Raw genomic sequence first — 17,693 nt, forward strand, 5'->3', positions numbered from 1 at the left:
TATGTGGTGTGGTTATTCCCCATAAATAGGCGATAACGCAGCATCAATGCCAAACAGGCGCTGCCCGAAGGGTTCTGCCTAGGGGCGATTTACTCTTTGTTGCTCGGTTTTTACTTAGCCCACTAGGTTACAAACCTCGCGCCGCGATTAAACCGCCCCTAGTTTGAACAAATCTTAATCCGCAAAGGTCAACAGACCCTGAATGTTTATTCTAATCTTATAAAATTAGGATAATGTAATGGCTAGTGGCAGTTAATTTAACCTGAACTCTGTGTGGGATAGATTTATTATCCAGAGTTCAGGTTATTTAAGCAGTGGGATAGCCTAAGCGCAGCTTAATAAATTCGGCGAGTTTAAATACCGCGTTTTCAGGTTCGCTGGCGGTTTTTACTAAACTAATACCTATGCTGCCAAGCGCAGGTAAATGTTTAGTGTGTAAGTGATAGGCTAAATCGTTAGGTACGGTACTTTTTGCGAGCACTGTTATGCCTAAGCCTTCTTTTAATGCGGCAATTAAACCGGTTAAATCGGCATTACTGTAAACAATACGATATTTAATGCCTGCTTTTTCAAGCGCCTGAGTTGCTCTGCGTCGGTAAATACAGCCCTCAGGCGCGGTCACTAAGGTTACCGTTTCATTTTGTGCCAGTGATAGGTCGCCTACCCACACTAATTGGTCTTGAATAAAAATAGGGAATTTTTCTGAGTCTAGTTGCTCGTTAAGCGCTAACACTAAATCAAATTGATCTTGGCGCTCATCAGAGAGTAGGTGTTTACTTAAACGTGATTTTACTTCAAGTGATACCTCAGGGTAGAGCGCCACAAAATCGCCAATAATGGAGGGCAAAATACGCGCGGCAAATTCGCTAGGGATCCCCAAGCGCACTTTACCGGTTACACTTTCTGAGGTGAACAACTGCAAAATGGCATCGTTATGCTGCACCATTTGCTTTGCCATCGGCAGTAATAACTCGCCATATTGGTTGAGCACTTGTCGTTGCCCCTGCTTTTTAAATAATTTATAGCCGAGTAAGTCTTCTAAGCGTTTTACTTGCAAGCTCACCGCAGGTTGCGAAAGGCCAAGTAAATCGCCTGCTTTGGCAAATCCACCAACCTCAACCACCATAACAAAAGTTCGTAAACTGTCGGTTGAAATATTTTTCATATTTAAAATTACTATTTATATGGCTATATATATAAGTATTATTTATCAATTGATAAGTAATTACAATTTGTTGTTGTAAGGCTTGCGCAATATACTTTTGCTATTAAAGATTGATAGGTATTTGTTATGACTTTTAACCCGATTATGTTTGCCCGCCATAGCAACGCTAACAGCGCGGTTATTAATGCCTTACAAGCCGATAGCAGTCATGTTGTTATTGACTTTAGTGGTAGTGAAGCATCGGTATTTTTAAGTGCTATTTTAGGTCATGACCTCACCAAACTTACCGCTAGTGGCTTTGGCTTTAAAGGCACACTGGATGGCGATTTAAATTCTGATTTTAGCTACGCCGTTTACTACTTTAGCGAAACCGCCTTTCGATTTGTACTTCCTGTTAATGCTAGCCTGCAATTACAAGCGCTCATTAACGAGCAGCAGCTTAGATACGATATAGACTTTGTGGTACGCACCGACTTAGCGACCTTTACTTTAAAAGGCGACAATGCATTTGATACCTTAGTTGAGGCATTTAAACTAACCCCAGGGTTACGCCTTGCTGACGCGCAGCTTTGCTATGGCGCGCAAAGTGGAGACGTGTTTGTTACTGCAGTAGATCAAAACAACGAACAGCAGTTTATTGTTATTGCTAAAACAGCCACGCTTGATAAGTGGCAACAGTATATGCAGCAACAGGGCTTTAGTGTTACCAACACTCAAGCAGCCTAACGGGTAAAAAGTTAAAGATTACAATTTGGTAAGCTTATTAATGGCTACCATGTTATTCCCCCTCATTTAATTGAGGCCACGCCCACACACATGGGTTAATTTAAAAGTGAAGGAATATTATGACTTCTAAAACAGTATTACATGCAAAGCACCTTGAAGCCGGCGCAAAAATGGTTGATTTTCATGGCTGGGAAATGCCAATTAACTACGGCTCACAAATAGAAGAACACAACGCCGTACGTAACGATGCGGGTATGTTCGACGTATCACACATGACCATTGTTGATATACAAGGTGAGCAAGCACAAGCGTTTTTACGCAAGCTAGTAGCTAACGATGTTGCTAAGTTAACTGTACCAGGTAAAGCGCTTTACACAGGCATGCTTAACGAGCAAGGCGGCGTAATCGACGACTTAATTATTTACTACTTTAGCGAAACATTTTATCGCTTAGTGGTTAACTCAGCGACCCGTGAAAAAGATTTAGCACATTTGGCTAAGGTATCGAGCGATTTTGCTGTAACGGTTACTGAGCGCCCAGAATACGCCATGATTGCAGTTCAAGGCCCTAATGCACGTGCTAAAACAGCTCAAGTATTAAACGCAGACCAGCAAGCTGCAGTAGAAGGCATGAAGCCATTTTTTGGTGTTCAAGCCGGTGATTTATTTATTGCTACAACAGGTTATACTGGCGAAGACGGTTACGAAATTGTAGTACCAAACGAGCAAGCCGCCGATTTATGGCAGCAATTGCTTGATGCCGGTGTGGCGCCAGCGGGCTTAGGTGCGCGCGACACACTGCGTTTAGAAGCAGGTATGAACCTTTACGGCCTAGATATGGACGAAAGCGTATCACCACTGGCAGCTAACATGGCATGGACTATTGCATGGGAGCCAGAAGATCGTGACTTTATTGGTCGTGATGTTTTGGTAAAACAACGTGCAGAAAAAAGTACTCACAAGCAAGTAGGTCTTATTCTTGAAGAAAAAGGCGTACTACGCAGTGGTTCTAAAGTAATTGTTGATGGTGGTGAAGGTGTTATTACATCTGGCACATTCTCACCAACATTGGGCTATAGTGTTGCATTAGCACGTGTACCACGTTCAACTGGCGACACAGCTCAAGTAGAAATGCGTAAAAAATTAGTTAACGTAAAAGTAGTTAAGTCGGGCTTTGTACGTAACGGTAAATCAATAATCTAAATAATTTGGTTATACCAATAAATAAGTTAGCCTTATTTATTGGTATTCTCCCAATCTAAACCAAAGGATGAAAAAAATGAGCAATATCCCTAGCGAGTTAAAATACGCACCTTCACACGAGTGGGTTCGTAACGAAGGCGACGGCACTTACACTGTTGGTATTTCTGAGCATGCACAAGAACTGCTTGGCGACATGGTATTTGTTGAATTACCAGAAGTAGGCGACGAAGTAGATGCTGGCGAAGACTGTGCAGTAGCAGAGTCAGTAAAAGCGGCATCAGACATTTACGCGCCAATCAGTGGTGAAATTGTTGCCATTAACGAAGAGCTAGAAGATGCGCCTGAAACAGTAAACAACGACGCATACGGCGACGGTTGGTTATTCCGTATTAAAGCGTCAGAAGAGTCTGAGTTAGATAACTTATTAGACGCTGAAGGTTACGCGCATACAATTGACGAAGACTAATCGTTAATTAATAAAAGCCCCTCTATGTTAAAACATTGGGGCTTTTATGATTAAAGCGCTTATTTTTCCATACAAAGTAAGCAGCTAAATCATCACATATTTTAATCAATACTAGTTACCCATTAGTATTTGGATCATAGGAATCTGGACACATGTCAAACGCCAAATCTCTTGAACAATTAGAGCAAAAGCAAGATTTTATTCGCCGCCATATTGGGCCAAGCCCAGCGCAAGTAAACGACATGCTTAGCGCTCTTGAAGTATCGAGCGTTGAAGAGCTGATCGGTCAAACTGTACCTGCTGGTATCCGTCTTGAGCAAGGTCTTAATATCGGCGAAAGCCGCACCGAAGTTGAAACACTAAGCTACTTAAAATCAGTAGCAAGCAAAAATAAAGTTTTCAAATCGTATATTGGCCAAGGCTACCACCCAACTCACGTACCGCACGTAATTTTACGTAACGTACTTGAAAACCCGGGTTGGTATACAGCGTACACACCGTATCAGCCAGAGATTGCACAAGGGCGTTTAGAGTCACTATTAAATTTCCAGACTATGACCCTAGATATTACCGGCCTAGATTTAGCAAGTGCCTCACTGCTTGACGAATCAACCGCTGCAGCCGAGGCTATGGGCCTTGCAAAACGTGTATCTAAAGCTAAAAAAGCCAATGCGTTCTTTATTGCCGACGACGTACACACGCAAACCATTGACGTAGTGAGCACCCGTGCAGAGCAATTTGGTTTTGAAATTATTGTAGGTAAAGCCGCCGATGCTGTGAACCACGATATTTTTGGTGCGTTATTTCAATACCCGTCAACATCAGGCGAAATTGTTGATATAACTGACCTAATAGCTGGCGTACAAAGCAAAAAAGCGATTGCCTGTGTAGCTGCCGACATTATGAGCTTATTACTATTAAAAGCACCAGGTAAATTAGGCGCCGACGTAGTACTGGGTTCGGCACAACGTTTTGGTGTACCTATGGGTTACGGCGGTCCTCATGCCGCATTTTTTGCAACACGTGATGCGTACAAACGTTCATTACCAGGTCGTATTATTGGTGTATCAAAAGACCGTTTAGGTAACGATGCATTACGTATGGCAATGCAAACCCGCGAGCAACATATTCGCCGCGACAAAGCCAATTCAAACATTTGTACTGCGCAAGTATTGCTAGCGAACATGGCTGCGTTTTACGCGGTATACCATGGCCCGCAAGGCTTAAAAACCATTGCACAACGCATTCACCGTTTTGCTGATATTTTAGCAACTGGCTTAAAAGCAAAAGGTGTGGCACTTAAGCACACTACTTGGTTTGACACATTAACAGTGGTTGATGAAAACAAAGCCGACGTGATTGCGCGTGCTGTAGCTAAAGGTGTTAACTTTGCTACTAACCATGCAGGTGAATACTCAATTTCAGTATCTGAAACCACAACCCGTGCAGACGTTGCTGAGTTATTTGATATTATTTTAGGCGAAGGCCATGGCCTAAGTGTAGATGCGATTGCCGCTGATGTTGAAGCAAATGGCAGTGACTCTATTCCTGCAAGCCTAGTGCGTGATGATGAAATACTAACGCATCCAAACTTTAACAGCTACCACAGCGAAACAGACATGCTTCGCTATATTAAGCGCCTTGAAAACAAAGATTTAGCGCTTAATCATTCTATGATCTCGTTAGGCTCATGTACCATGAAACTAAACGCGACCGCTGAAATGATCCCAGTTACCTGGCCTGAATTTGCAAACCTTCACCCATTCTGCCCGCTAGACCAAGCAGAGGGTTACCAAGTAATGATTAACGAGCTACACGATTGGCTAGTTAACATTACCGGTTACGATGCGGTTTCATTGCAACCAAATTCAGGTGCACAAGGTGAATACGCAGGCTTAATCGCCATTCGTAAATACCACGAGTCACGAGGGGACGCGCACCGTAACGTATGTTTAATCCCAAGTTCTGCGCACGGTACTAACCCAGCGTCGGCACAAATGGCCAGCATGAAAATTGTAGTTGTTAACTGTGATAAAAACGGCAACATCGACATGGAAGACTTAAAAGCAAAAGCTGAAGAAGTCTCTGAAAACCTATCATGTGCCATGGTAACGTACCCATCTACCCACGGTGTATACGAAGAAACGATTCGTGAGTTATGTGAAATTGTTCACCAGCACGGTGGCCAAGTTTACATGGATGGCGCAAACATGAACGCGCAAGTAGGTGTTACTAGCCCAGGCTTTATTGGCTCAGACGTATCGCACTTAAACTTACATAAAACCTTCTGTATTCCACACGGCGGCGGTGGCCCAGGTGTTGGCCCAATTGGTGTTAAATCACACCTTGCGCCATTTATGCCAAACCACAGTGTAATTAACGTACCAGGTACTAATGAAGGAAATGGTGCAGTATCGGCAGCGCCTTACGGCTCTGCAGCTATTTTACCTATTTCATGGGCTTACATTGCCATGATGGGCTCTGAAGGCTTAAAACAAGCGACAGAAATGGCGATTGTAAATGCTAACTACCTAAGCAATGAGCTTAGCAAGCACTTCCCAATTTTATACCGTGGCCGTAATAATCGCGTTGCTCACGAATGTATTATTGACCTACGCCCATTAAAAGAAGCCTCAGGCATTACTGAAATGGACGTTGCTAAGCGCTTACAAGATTATGGTTTCCACTCACCAACAATGTCGTTCCCAGTAGCGGGCACATTAATGATTGAGCCAACTGAATCTGAGTCTAAGGGCGAGATTGACCGCTTTATCGAAGCGATGGTATCGATTAAAGGTGAAATTGATAAAATCATTTCAGGCGAATGGTCTATCGAAAACAACCCACTGGTATTTGCACCGCACACACAAGCTGATGTGTTAGGTAATGAATGGGACCGCGCGTATGACCGTTTTTACGCTGCATTCCCAGTGCCAGCAGTTGCTAAAGACAAGTTCTGGCCAACGGTTACACGTATCGATGACGTATACGGCGACCGTAATTTAGTATGTGCATGTCCTCCGATTGAGACTTATCGCGACTAATTTTTGAACTTTAAAGGATAGTAAGTTCCACTGTGGAGTGGGATTTATTGAAATTATAAAAGCCGTTGCAGTAATGCAACGGCTTTTTTGTGTGAGGTGAAAAGCCATTTCCAATGCTTATGTAGGTTGAGTGAAACGAAACCCAACGATTCTCCAATATCATTACCAACTCTCAAGCACGTAAATATGTATTGTTTGTAGGTTGCTCTTTAGGCATGTGTGATTTAACACAGGAATAATAGGTATCACCGTAGGCGCTGAGCTTGCTGGCGTGCGTGGTTTGTAGGTTGGGCTTTAGCCCAAAAAGTTGTATCACCTTGGCTGATTGCTTTTATTGCTAACTTTTGCCTGGATAAATCCGTGACCTAAATTAGAAACCTCATTCAAGGTTTTGTCGCGCTGGCGACGGCAGCCAAAGAGGGGCTGCCGCTGACCCCTCTCTGGACTCTCCCAGCGCACCCGAGCATCACACTTAATCCTTTAAACCACAATTGATGTGAACGTAAACGGCGAAGATAGGCCATCCATGGCCTAGTTTCGCCTTATCGCGCATCCATGCGCGATATTACTCATCAATTGCTTATTTTCAGGGCGTGATGACGGGGGAGGGGGTTAAACGTGAGATTAATGATTAATAATTGGTCTAGGTAAGAAGTAAAACTTGATCCTTCGAATTATTACAAAATTATATTTTCCAATCGAATAGGGGTCACCCATTAGAAAGTTCCGGTCAAGCAGGCAGCTGTGTTTCCTTGATCTTTTTATTCAAAAACCAAGTGTTCTTATTATTTAAACTCAATTTAAATATGACTACGCACCCAGTAATGACGTCGATTGGTGTGAATATGCACCAGTCACCCATATGAATTTAGGCAGTTTAATAAGCATTGTTGATGATTAATTAATGCCCTTGGCTTTCGCCTCAGTCATCGTTTAGTACCAATGTCAGTCCAGTTTCTGGCTGTGTTTACACACTGCGCTGTAACAATTCTGTGGTTTATGCTTACACATTACCAATCCTTTAACCCCTTCGCTTCTGCTCCTGACGAATCTAAGCATAAGAATTATTTTCCTAGGATAAAAGATAATAGATGTTGCAAAGGTTTTTTATGAGTTATTTACGTGTGGTAGGTTATTAGGTACACTAATGTTGTATAAAAATTAGCTATCTGACCTAATATAAATACCTTTATTTAGGTCTCAGGAAAATAAAATTATAAGTAAATGGAGTTTAAGTTCATATGGAAGTTCATTTTTATCCAGGTCAGGACCTTTTGGTTATAAAGCAAAATGGTTTGAAATTCGCTCAATTTGAAGCGATGGGAGGCCCTCCAAAAGTTGGTAATGATCCCTATATGGCCGAAGAGCCGACTACGCCAGGTCATTATATAATAGATAAAACAGAAGCTTATAGAACGCCTACTTGGCCTACATCAAAACTAACTTGGGGCACTAAGCTAAAAGATATGCCTGCAAAAGGAGATATTTGGTATGCCCTACCAAGTGGTAAGTGGGGAAGTCTAAATCAGTTATATAAACTACCTGTGCGTAGTGCAATCATGGAAATGCATAAAGAGCTGTATGGCAAAGAAGTGGTACCTGACAAGTGGGTGTTCAATGATTTTGGGCCTACTGCTATTCGTTGGTTTAAAGATATTAATGGTAATAAAATACTTGATGGAAAAGAGCGTCTATCAGGGCAAATGTTTCACACTACGCCGGAGAACGAAGCCGAAAAAGCAACAGGTTCAACAGTTCGATTGGTACCTTCACATGGGTGTATTCATTTAAAACCTAACGATAGAGACCGCTTATTCACCATAGGTGCTTTTAAACGAGGCACTTCATTTACGGTACATAAATATCATGAACGTTATAAATCAAATTAATAAAAGTATCTGCATTTTATCAGTGACGATGAGTGCTTTTTTTTTATTTAGTAATAACCTGCTTGCAGCAAGTATGTACTTGCTGCCTAACGGTAATGAAGTATCTATTGAACTTGATAGCGTATCTACCGTTTTTGACTCAGATAATGGATGGTTACTTGGAGGTTATAAAATAATAAATGGTAGTAACGCTTCATATGTAAGTTTTATTCCCTATAACAAGGAGCCAATAAAATACTGGCCTTTAACAAGGGGTTATGTATCACAATTTTTCAAAGCTAATAATAAATTTTATGTTATTAGTTCAGCTGGAGATGCTCTTCAAATTGAAGACGATGGTTTAACCTCAACAGGCTTTAAAGTTAAGCCCAAATCTACAGTGGTGGCTGAAAAACCTTATTTAATTGCTTGCCATCCGCGCGGGTGGGCAAAGCTTAGTTCTATAAATACAGGCAGTTGCTATAGGTTGGATGGTACATGGGATATTGAATTATCTTGGACTCAAATAAATATTCCACCAAAGCTGTGTAATGGGAATTTAAAAGTATTAATAACAACCAATAAAAACCAAAATTGGGATGTTATAACCCTTGATACAGAAACAGGAAAAACGCTAACAAGTAAAAAAATAGCAAAACCGAAACATGAAATGTCGTTGTGTGAGCTATAGAAGTTAATAGATTAAAATACTGTATCTATTTTAATAGACTAAATGAACTTGGATTTTGATGTATTGAACACTTTGCTTAATGCGGGCTATAAAAGGGCAATATTATTGCTCTTTTATATGCGCTTAAATTGGTTTTTATAAACTATAGCGCGACTAAGCTTAGCTCTAGCATTGCCTTTATTTGTTTTACTATTTTAGCTTCTGTTTCAAACGAAAGGGGTCACCCATTAGAATGTTCCGGTCAAGCAGGCAGCTGTGTTTTCTTGATCTTTTTATTCAAAAACCAAGTGTTCTTATCATTTAAACTCACTTTAAATATGGCTACGCACTCAGTAATGACGTCGATTGGTGTGAATATACACCAGTCACCCATATGAATTTAGGCAGTTTAATTAAGCATTATTGATGATTAATTAAGGCCCTTGGCTTTCGCCTCAGTCATCGTTTAGTACCAAGTCTTGACTTCAGACATCAAAGGTCTAGATTTATAGTTTAAAGCTTATTGAGTGAATCGCTATGTCTAGGCCGCTGTGAATAGAGTACGAGAACGCATTTTATCATGTGATGAACCGTGGAAGAGGGCGTGAAAATACCTTTTTGAGTGATGACGACTTTAAATATTTTTTATATTGCATTGAGCAAGCAAGCCTTCGCTTTAATATTGAAGTGCATTCATATTGCTTAATGACCAATCATTACCACTTGCTAATCAAAACCCCTGATACAAATTTAGGCCGAGCCATGAAGCATATTAATGGCCTTTATACCCAGTACTTTAATCGAACACATAATACGGATGGTACGTTGTTTAGAGGGCGCTACAAAGCGGTACTTGTGGATGCAGATAACTATTTTTGCATGTTAGTCGGTACATTCACCGTAACCCAATTGAAACGAGTAACCCCTTGGTAGAAGAGCTTGTTAAATATAAGTGGTCTAGCTATTCAGCTTTCATTAGAGGGGGAGTAACGCCTAAATGGCTCGTTCGAGACTTTATATTTTCGTTGCAAGGCAAAAAGCGTAAATATGCAGCTTATAAGCAGTTTGTGGAATATGAAAACGACACAGAAATAAGCGCTTTTTATGGTGCTAAAAAGTTATTGTCGGTGCTTGGTTGTGGGACTTTATTAAAAGCATAAAGGACTGTATTGCGATATCAGGTAGTGAAAGTAAGTTTGTTAGTAAAAAGTACTCTGTAAATGATGTAATTGCTTATGTAGCTAAACATTTTAGAGATGATATAGTAATGGTTAAAAAGGGGCACAAAGAGAAAAACTTACCCCGTTGGTTTGCTATTAAATTGTGCCAAGGTTTAACGGGATTAAATTTGCAGGTTTTAGCAGATGTTTTTAATGTTGAACATTATTCGGCGATATCGAAAACTGTCGGTAGGTTGAATACATTAATGGTTGAAGATAGAAAGGTTAAATTACAATTGGACAAGCTGCAAGATTGTTTGATGTCTGAAGTCAAGGTTTGACCCCATTTGGTTTTTGATAATTTACCGCAGCGACATATTGATGATATTTTAATTTCATTAGAAGTTTATGTGAATGGCGGGATTGGATCTCAAAAGTCATATCAATAACATACTATTTCTCGGAATCAATATAAATAGAAGGTAAATTACTATGGATGAGTTTACTTGGCGGGTAATCGTTTTTTCTCTTTTGTTAGGGGGAGGAGTAACATGGTTGCTTCCCAAAAAGTGGTTTAAATTAACTAGTCGAATTATGATTGTAGTTGGCATATTAGGAGTTTTTTTTACAGACTTTGAAATATTAAGCGCTTTTTGTTTTTCCTGCATACCAATTGGCTTTGGGTTATTAACTTATAATAAAAAATATTCAGAGTCTTAGGTAAATACTCATTATTTAGTGTAGGTAACTTGAGCGAGGCTACCAAACCCTTATCACTTTTATTTTAATTTCACCTGCATTAGCCCCCTTTTACTCTCTTTAGAAAGTTCCGGTTAAGCAGACAGCTGTGTTTTCTTGAACTTTTTATTCAAAAAACCAAGTGTTATTACTTTTTAAACTCACTTTAAATATGACTATGCATCCAGTAATGACGTTGATTGGTGAGAATATGCACCAGTCACCCATGTGAGATCCAAGGTGCCAATCTTGACTTCATACATTAAAAATAGATAAATCAGAATGAGTGTCATTATAATTATCTTAAATTTTAATTGCCTCAGAGGGTGTGGTTGATAACCCACTAAAATATTTCATTATTAATTTTCCTTGGCTATTTTTTTCAATTACTAAATAGTTGTTTGAATTAAGGTAGTAAAAACTAGTTTTAGACATGGGGATTAGCTTTATTTTATTTCCACCTGTGCGCTGAGAATATAAAACGTCATTTTCATAAATTAGGCTGCGAGAAGTATTTTTATTAATACGGTAATCGCCTAAAACGGGTAATAGTTGCTGCGCTGTTACATTTACGCTTTTAAATTTTGGTAGTTCTATACCTAGTACTTTAGCTGTGAGTTTTTCGTTTATAAAAATAGGGTTTATATGGTTTGAATTAGCGAGTACAGCTACGTATAGTTTTTGCTCGGGTATGTAGCGTGCATGTGCTAAAAAGCCATTTATTCCACCGGTGTGCTTAATTACCGTGTAGTCATTAAAAGGCTTAATAATTAGGCCGTAACCGTAAGGTGAAAAGCTGCCGTCGTTAAGTTTAAAAGGGCTGACCATCTTCTCATAACTTGCCTTACTAATAAGTTTGCCTGACGATAATGCACTAAACCAAATGTTTAAGTCAGTTGGAGTAGATATAAGCGCCCCTGCTGCATAGGGCCAATCCATATTAATATAACTTGTGTTTATAAAGCCTTGCGCTGTTTTTTCATATCCAGCTGCGCGATGAGGAACAAGCTCTTGCCCTTCGTAGCTACTTTGTGTCATCCCCAGTTTTTTAAAAATATATTGTTCAACGAACTCCTTATAAGATTGCCCACTTGCTACTTCCACTATTTTACCAAGTAGTGAATAACCTGTATTTGAATAAGCCATTGCTTCGCCTGGTTTAAAAACCATAGGGTGCTTGGCAAAACGCGCTAGCGTATCATCAACACTTGCAGGTACTTTTATTTCTTTATCGAACAGGTCGTCGTCATCGGTATAATTTGCTATTCCCGATGTGTGGGTCAGTAAGTTTTCTATTGTGACGAGGTTACCCTCAGTAGGAAAGCTTGGAACATACTTATGAATATCGTCAGAGGTTAATAATTTACCTTGCTCTTGCAGCATCATAATTGCAGCAGCGGTAAACTGTTTTGAAATAGAACCTAACCGTAAAACACTTTGATTGGTTAGTGCAATGTTGTGTTCAAGGTTGGCAAGCCCTCGGGTTCCTTTAAAAACAGTTTTTCCATTTTTACTTATTATCACCGACACACCAGGCTCACTGGCTGAAAGAGTATTATTAAGGATTTGCTGATACTGTAAAACTGTAGGCTCTGCTTTAGCTAGGTTGGGTATTAATAGAGTAAGAGCTAATAAGCAGCCTGTGTAAAATGGCTTAATCATGTTCATCCTTTAATTTTTTATATCAAGTTCGCTAATGAGCAGGCGTTCCTTGCGCTTTATAGTGAGTTAATATTGCACAGCTAAAAAGTAAACACAATTAATGACGTTTTTAAGTACTTAGTACTGATTAATAAGTACAATAGTTAAAATTTATTTATTTTAATTTTATATTTACAAGGAAGTTGTTTATATGAGTGATGTAACGCCATTTTTATATATTGCTGTTATGGCTTTTTATTTTTTACACAAAAACGAAGAAGGTAAAATTTTAGTACCGATCGTTGCTTTTGCAGCAATACCGTTATTTAGTAACGATTACTGGCTGTGGTTTAAGGTGAGTATAGGGCTGAGCATCTATGTTTTAATGATAGAAAAAGCTAAGGCCGGATATACAGGAGGTGGGGCCGTTTCAGTATTCGCTATGCTTTTTATAGGGGCTTATATAGTCAGTATTGTTATTAATACAGTTATATTTGTAATGGCTAATGGAATTTTTTAACTGTTATTTCGACTTTTTTGTATTACTGTTCAAGCAAAAATGAAGCGGCTGCAAAAAAGGAGTTAATCTTGAGAGGTTTAATTAAACTGGAAGATATTTAAATGATATTAAAAGGCTGCGTAGTAATATTTTGCTTAGTATGTATTAATCTTTTTGCTCGACATAATATGACTCAAAAGAAAGCTAATGGCTATTCTAATAAGGGTTTGTTAAAAATATCATTTGTTTTTTCAAGTTTACTAAAAGAACGAAAGGGGTCAAATCTTGACTTCAGACATCAAAGGTCTAGATTTATAGTTTACAGCTTATTGAGTGAATCGCTATGTCTAGGCCGCTGCGAATAGAGTACGAGAACGCATTTTATCATGTGATGAATCGCGGAAGAGGGCGTGAAAATACCTTTTTGAGTGATGACGACTTTAAATATTTTTTATATTGCATTGAGCAAGCAAGCCTTCGCTTTAATATTGAAGTGCATTCATATTGCTTAATGACCAATCATTACCACTTGCTAATCAAAACCCCTGATGCAAATTTAGGCCGAGCCATGAAGCATATTAATGGCCTTTATACCCAATACTTTAATCGAACACATAATATGGATGGTGCGTTGTTTAGAGGGCGCTACAAAGCGATACTTGTGGATGCAGATAACTATTTATTGCATGTTAGTCGGTACATTCACCGTAACCCAATTGAAACGAGTAGCCCTTTGGTAGAAGAGCTTGTTAAATATAAGTGGTCTAGCTATCCAGCTTTCATTAGAAGGGGAGTAACGCCTAAATGGCTTGTTCGAGACTTTATATTTTCGTTGCAAGGCAAAAAGCGTAAATATGCAGCTTATAAGCAGTTTGTGGAATATGAAAACAACAAAGAAATAAGCGCTTTTTATGGTGCTAAAAAGTTATTGTCGGTTTTGGGTTGTGAGGACTTTATTGAAAACATAAAAGACTATATTGCCAAGTCAGATAGTGAAAGTAAGTTTGTTAGTAAAAAGTACTCTGCAAATAATGTAATTGCTTATGTAGCTAAACATTTTAGTGTTGAAGTAGATGATATAGTAATGGTTAAAAAGGGGCGCAAAGAGAAAAACCTACCCCGTTGGTTTGCTATTAAATTGTGCCAAGATTTAACGGGATTAAATTTGCAGGCTCTAGCAGATGTTTTTAATGTTGAGCATTATTCGGCGATATCGAAAACTGTCGGTAGGTTGAACAGATTAATGGTTGAAGATAGAAAGGTTAAATTACAATTGTACAAGTTGCAAGATTGTTTGATGTCTGAAGTCAAGACTTGACCCCATTTGGTTCATTCGGTTGAAGTCAAGACTTGACCCCATTTGGTTCTCATGACCCCATTTGGTTCTCATTTGGTTCTGACCCCATTTGGTTCATTCGGTTGAAGTCAAGATTTGACCCCATTCGGTTCCAGACCCCATTCGGTTCCTTCGGTTTAAAAAGTAACAACACTTGGTTTTTTGAATAAAAAGATCAAGAAAGCACAGCTGCCTGCTTGACCGGAACTTCCTAATGGGTGACTCTTGTGGCTTTTTTATGTGTTTTATCCTTTTAAATCAATGGTTTGTGAGGGGTTTTGCTTTTCGTTTCTAATTTTTCACGGTTTTGGTTAATTTTATGTTGCAATAATGCTTCCGTGAGGTTAATGTGACTTTAGAGGTACAAGAGATGCTTCAAAATCATCAACTTTATTAAAAGGAAAATAAAATGGAAAATAAAATGGAAAACATTCAACAACTTCCAGTAGAAAACAACGAAGAACTACAGCTAGATGAAATTCAAGAAGTTGAATCACATGTAGATCACGATTGGGAAATTGGCGTTGGCTGCTCAACACCTTTCTAATTGAGCTTTTAAAATAAAAAGAGAGAAGTATTACTTCTCTCTTTGTTGCGAATCTAATGAATAATAAAGAATCAAGATATCAACAAGAAAAAGCTAGGTTTTATGGTATTGCAAAGCAGGTTTGTAGCAGCAATCTAATTGAATCTCAACTTGATAAAGAATTTTCCCATTGGCTAGCTTACAGAAAATTACATGCCGACTTTTTAATTAATGGACCAGAAAGTCAATTCTATTTAAATTGCGATGTAAGCTTCGAAGACAATGTCGAAGTCGAAAATAAAAATATATTTTTTTTGTTTCATTATGGCCCTTATTTCTCTGTTCCCCTTTACTTTGTAAAAAAATTTAATTTCAGTGGCGCGGCTTTCATTCTGACTTCACAGAGTATTGATTTAGGACTTGTAGTAAAATGTGCGCATGCCTTTGGTTCAGAATTGGAACCAATTGTTATTGATGAATCAGGCTTGTTTGTGAAAAAAGTACTCAAAGCAAAAAAAGCTGGAAAATGTATTTTTATATTGGTCGATTTACCAGCCGGTAGTGACGATAAAAATTATAAGATGTTTGATACTCATTTTGGCAAAATTAAGCATCGTTTGGGGTACATGCGTATCGCCTCGATGTTAAAACAAAAACCATCTTTAATACTACCTCAAATAAGTAATGATTATAAAAAAATGTCTATTGGACTAGCTGAAATTAATAGCCATGGTGAAGTTGTAGATGAATATGTAAAGTTGTTAGGTAATGACTTCAAAAACTTTGAGCGGGTTAATGAATTAGAACGAATGTGTGAATTTAAATAGCGTAAGGGTCTGCCATAGTGAATACATTAGATGAGAGTTACATATTTAATTACAAGGAAAAATTAGATAATGGCCACGTTGTATCAATAAAAACGATTCAAGACAGATATTTCCATATCCCAAAAGACATTTTTACATTACTAGAAAAGCATTCTTCTAATACTGGTGAAATTTCCAATATGCTCAAAGCTGAGTATATTTATGATTTACATAAAAAAGGTGTGATTTATAAAGCCAGTGAGATAGAGCATATCAGTGAGAGTACTGGAGAGGAAGTTGAAGGGTTTGTTCTGTTAAAAGAGCGACCTTTAAGCTTTGCACTAAAATTCTTCAGTTTATTTAGTTACGCAAGACTATTGATTCCTTACCTAGTGTTGATATTAAGTATCTCTTTTTACCTTTATGACACTAATAATATACTTACTGCCATACCTTCAGCGTCAGTTGGTATGGGGTATGATATTTTAATTATGCTTATGCTGTATATATTTACTTCTGGCATTATTCACGAGTTGGGTCATAGTTCTTTGCTCTATAAATACCATGGTAAAGAAGCTCCAATTGGTGTCACATTTAACTATTGCTTTCCAGCATTTTTTTCGGATGTTAGAGATGCTGCATTACTTATAGACAAAAATAAAAAATTAAAAGTACTCTTTGCGGGCGTTTTATATCAAATTATCTTCTTTCCTCTATTGGTTTTACCATTTTATTTTTGGTTAGGAGAGGTTGCGCTAGTTTTACTTTTTTACATGCTAGCGATACAAATTTTCTTTAATTTGGTTCCTTTTGTAAAAAACGATGGCTATTGGATATACAAAGAAATGTTCTCAGCCAGGGAGAGGAAAAAAAGGATTCATTATTTTACTTTTAGGTTATTTTTGGTACTTGGAATTGGATACATAAGTTATGTGGTCCTTCTTACTGGATGGCATTTTTACTCGAATGTTGTCATTGAGGGAATTGCAGTTTTAGATCAGCCTGCATTTGATATTTTTAGGCAGCTTTTGGTTAGTATGTATATTGTAGTCGGTTTATATAAATACCTTTCTCAAAGAGAAAGCGAGGGGGAAATGTGAGGGATTCATTATTATTTTTATGTTTAATTTGCTCATTTGCATCAAACGCAGAAGAGCCATATAAACTTGACCTATCCATGTCATACATTGAAGGCTATAAAAGTACGGTTAATGGCAATTCCTTTGATATTGATTCGTTTTTTGAGCACGGCTTAGGGGTTTCATACCAAGTTGAACTCAGTGAATTTTGGAAAGCGGATTATAACATTGGTTTAACTTTCTCTGAGCAAGGCCCTGAAAGTCAATCTATATATGGGGTTTACACAGGGATTGATTTTGAATATCAAAACTTCAGTGAACAAATAAAGCCTTTTTTGGGGATGCAAATACATAAGCCTCTCTCATCGAGTAATACGATCGAAAATACCAGTAAGTTCAAAAAATCACTCGGGTTTAATTTCTATCCTGCCAAGGCTGCTTATTCTATTAGCTTTTCAGTTAGTCAGTCTGATTAGAGAGAATTATGGGTATTCGTAAAATATTTTTCTTTTCGGGTTTGGTTTTTATTTCTGGCTGTACTGCGACGATTAAAACCAAAGGGGTCAAGTCTTGACTTCAGACATCAAAGGTCTAGATTTATAGTTTACAGCTTTTTGAGTGAATCGCTATATCTAGGCCGCTACGAATAGAGTATGAAAATGCGTTTTATCACGTAATTAATCGTGGAAGAGGGCATGCAAACACCTTTTTGAATGATGATGGCTTTAAGTCTTTTTTATATTATATTGAGCAAGCCTTCGTTTAAT

The 17,693-nt window shown here is 38.4% G+C and carries 18 protein-coding genes; 16 read left to right on the top strand and 2 right to left on the bottom strand.

The features are described 5' to 3' along the window. Nucleotides 1-307: 307 nt before the first annotated feature. The gene (locus tag P3J6_RS00005) at nt 308-1,165 is read right to left on the bottom strand and encodes a LysR family transcriptional regulator (protein WP_008465324.1); all 858 of its coding nucleotides are present in this window, start codon (nt 1,163-1,165) and stop codon (nt 308-310) included. Nucleotides 1,166-1,291: 126 nt separating this feature from the next. On the opposite strand from P3J6_RS00005, the gene P3J6_RS00010 reads away from it, so the two are divergent. The 10 genes from P3J6_RS00010 to P3J6_RS00045 all read left to right on the top strand — a co-directional run bounded on the left by P3J6_RS00010 (nt 1,292) and on the right by P3J6_RS00045 (nt 11,021). Then, nucleotides 1,292-1,891: a hypothetical protein gene (locus tag P3J6_RS00010; RefSeq protein ID WP_008465326.1), complete on the top strand. Its 600-nt coding sequence runs from the start codon at nt 1,292-1,294 to the stop codon at nt 1,889-1,891. A gap of 119 nt (nt 1,892-2,010) precedes the next feature. Next, entirely contained in the window at nt 2,011-3,093 is a 1,083-nt protein-coding gene (gene gcvT, locus P3J6_RS00015) for a glycine cleavage system aminomethyltransferase GcvT (protein WP_008112433.1), read from the top strand. 76 nt (nt 3,094-3,169) lie between these two features. Further along, entirely contained in the window at nt 3,170-3,559 is a 390-nt protein-coding gene (gcvH, locus tag P3J6_RS00020) for a glycine cleavage system protein GcvH (protein ID WP_008112430.1), read from the top strand. A gap of 152 nt (nt 3,560-3,711) precedes the next feature. After that, entirely contained in the window at nt 3,712-6,603 is a 2,892-nt protein-coding gene (gene gcvP, locus P3J6_RS00025) for an aminomethyl-transferring glycine dehydrogenase (RefSeq protein ID WP_193050298.1), read from the top strand. Between the two features lie 1,241 nt (nt 6,604-7,844). After that, entirely contained in the window at nt 7,845-8,492 is a 648-nt protein-coding gene (locus tag P3J6_RS00030) for a L,D-transpeptidase family protein (RefSeq protein WP_138594843.1), read from the top strand. Next, nucleotides 8,470-9,162 (top strand): hypothetical protein, encoded by a 693-nt coding sequence (locus P3J6_RS00035; protein ID WP_138594845.1) that lies wholly within the window; start codon nt 8,470-8,472, stop codon nt 9,160-9,162. Before P3J6_RS00030 ends, P3J6_RS00035 begins: the two co-directional genes overlap by 23 nt. Nucleotides 9,163-9,726: 564 nt before the next feature. Beyond that, entirely contained in the window at nt 9,727-10,074 is a 348-nt protein-coding gene (locus P3J6_RS18745) for a transposase (protein WP_232735452.1), read from the top strand. Continuing rightward, nucleotides 10,068-10,301 carry a hypothetical protein gene (locus tag P3J6_RS18750; RefSeq protein WP_232735453.1) on the top strand — a complete coding sequence of 78 codons (234 nt, stop codon included), beginning with the start codon at nt 10,068-10,070 and terminating at the stop codon, nt 10,299-10,301. Before P3J6_RS18745 ends, P3J6_RS18750 begins: the two co-directional genes overlap by 7 nt. Continuing rightward, entirely contained in the window at nt 10,277-10,642 is a 366-nt protein-coding gene (locus tag P3J6_RS18755) for a hypothetical protein (RefSeq protein WP_232735454.1), read from the top strand. The genes P3J6_RS18750 and P3J6_RS18755 overlap by 25 nt, the downstream gene beginning before the upstream one ends. Before the next feature lie 151 nt (nt 10,643-10,793). After that, on the top strand, nt 10,794-11,021 hold the full coding sequence (locus P3J6_RS00045) for a hypothetical protein (RefSeq protein WP_198521935.1): 228 nt from the start codon (nt 10,794-10,796) through the stop codon (nt 11,019-11,021). A gap of 321 nt (nt 11,022-11,342) precedes the next feature. On the opposite strand, the gene P3J6_RS00050 is transcribed toward P3J6_RS00045, so the two are convergent. After that, nucleotides 11,343-12,701, bottom strand: a complete 1,359-nt coding sequence (locus tag P3J6_RS00050) for a serine hydrolase domain-containing protein (RefSeq protein ID WP_198521936.1) — start codon at nt 12,699-12,701, stop codon at nt 11,343-11,345. A gap of 190 nt (nt 12,702-12,891) precedes the next feature. Here P3J6_RS00050 and P3J6_RS00055 point away from each other — a divergent pair, with 190 nt between their 5' ends. The 6 genes from P3J6_RS00055 (at nt 12,892) to P3J6_RS00080 (ending at nt 17,402) form a co-directional block, all read left to right on the top strand. Next, nucleotides 12,892-13,200: a hypothetical protein gene (locus P3J6_RS00055; protein WP_198521937.1), complete on the top strand. Its 309-nt coding sequence runs from the start codon at nt 12,892-12,894 to the stop codon at nt 13,198-13,200. Nucleotides 13,201-13,522: 322 nt separating this feature from the next. Further along, nucleotides 13,523-14,497, top strand: a complete 975-nt coding sequence (locus P3J6_RS00060; protein WP_198521938.1) for a transposase — start codon at nt 13,523-13,525, stop codon at nt 14,495-14,497. Nucleotides 14,498-14,924: 427 nt separating this feature from the next. Next, the gene (locus tag P3J6_RS00065) at nt 14,925-15,062 is read left to right on the top strand and encodes a hypothetical protein (protein WP_178955024.1); all 138 of its coding nucleotides are present in this window, start codon (nt 14,925-14,927) and stop codon (nt 15,060-15,062) included. A gap of 56 nt (nt 15,063-15,118) precedes the next feature. Then, nucleotides 15,119-15,868: a hypothetical protein gene (locus P3J6_RS00070; protein ID WP_178955026.1), complete on the top strand. Its 750-nt coding sequence runs from the start codon at nt 15,119-15,121 to the stop codon at nt 15,866-15,868. Between the two features lie 17 nt (nt 15,869-15,885). Beyond that, nucleotides 15,886-16,947, top strand: a complete 1,062-nt coding sequence (locus P3J6_RS00075) for a M50 family metallopeptidase (RefSeq protein WP_178955027.1) — start codon at nt 15,886-15,888, stop codon at nt 16,945-16,947. Beyond that, nucleotides 16,944-17,402 carry a hypothetical protein gene (locus P3J6_RS00080; RefSeq protein ID WP_178955029.1) on the top strand — a complete coding sequence of 153 codons (459 nt, stop codon included), beginning with the start codon at nt 16,944-16,946 and terminating at the stop codon, nt 17,400-17,402. Before P3J6_RS00075 ends, P3J6_RS00080 begins: the two co-directional genes overlap by 4 nt. Nucleotides 17,403-17,693: the final 291 nt, after the last annotated feature.

This window comes from Pseudoalteromonas sp. 3J6 (assembly GCF_903995135.1).
Lineage (GTDB): Bacteria > Pseudomonadota > Gammaproteobacteria > Enterobacterales > Alteromonadaceae > Pseudoalteromonas.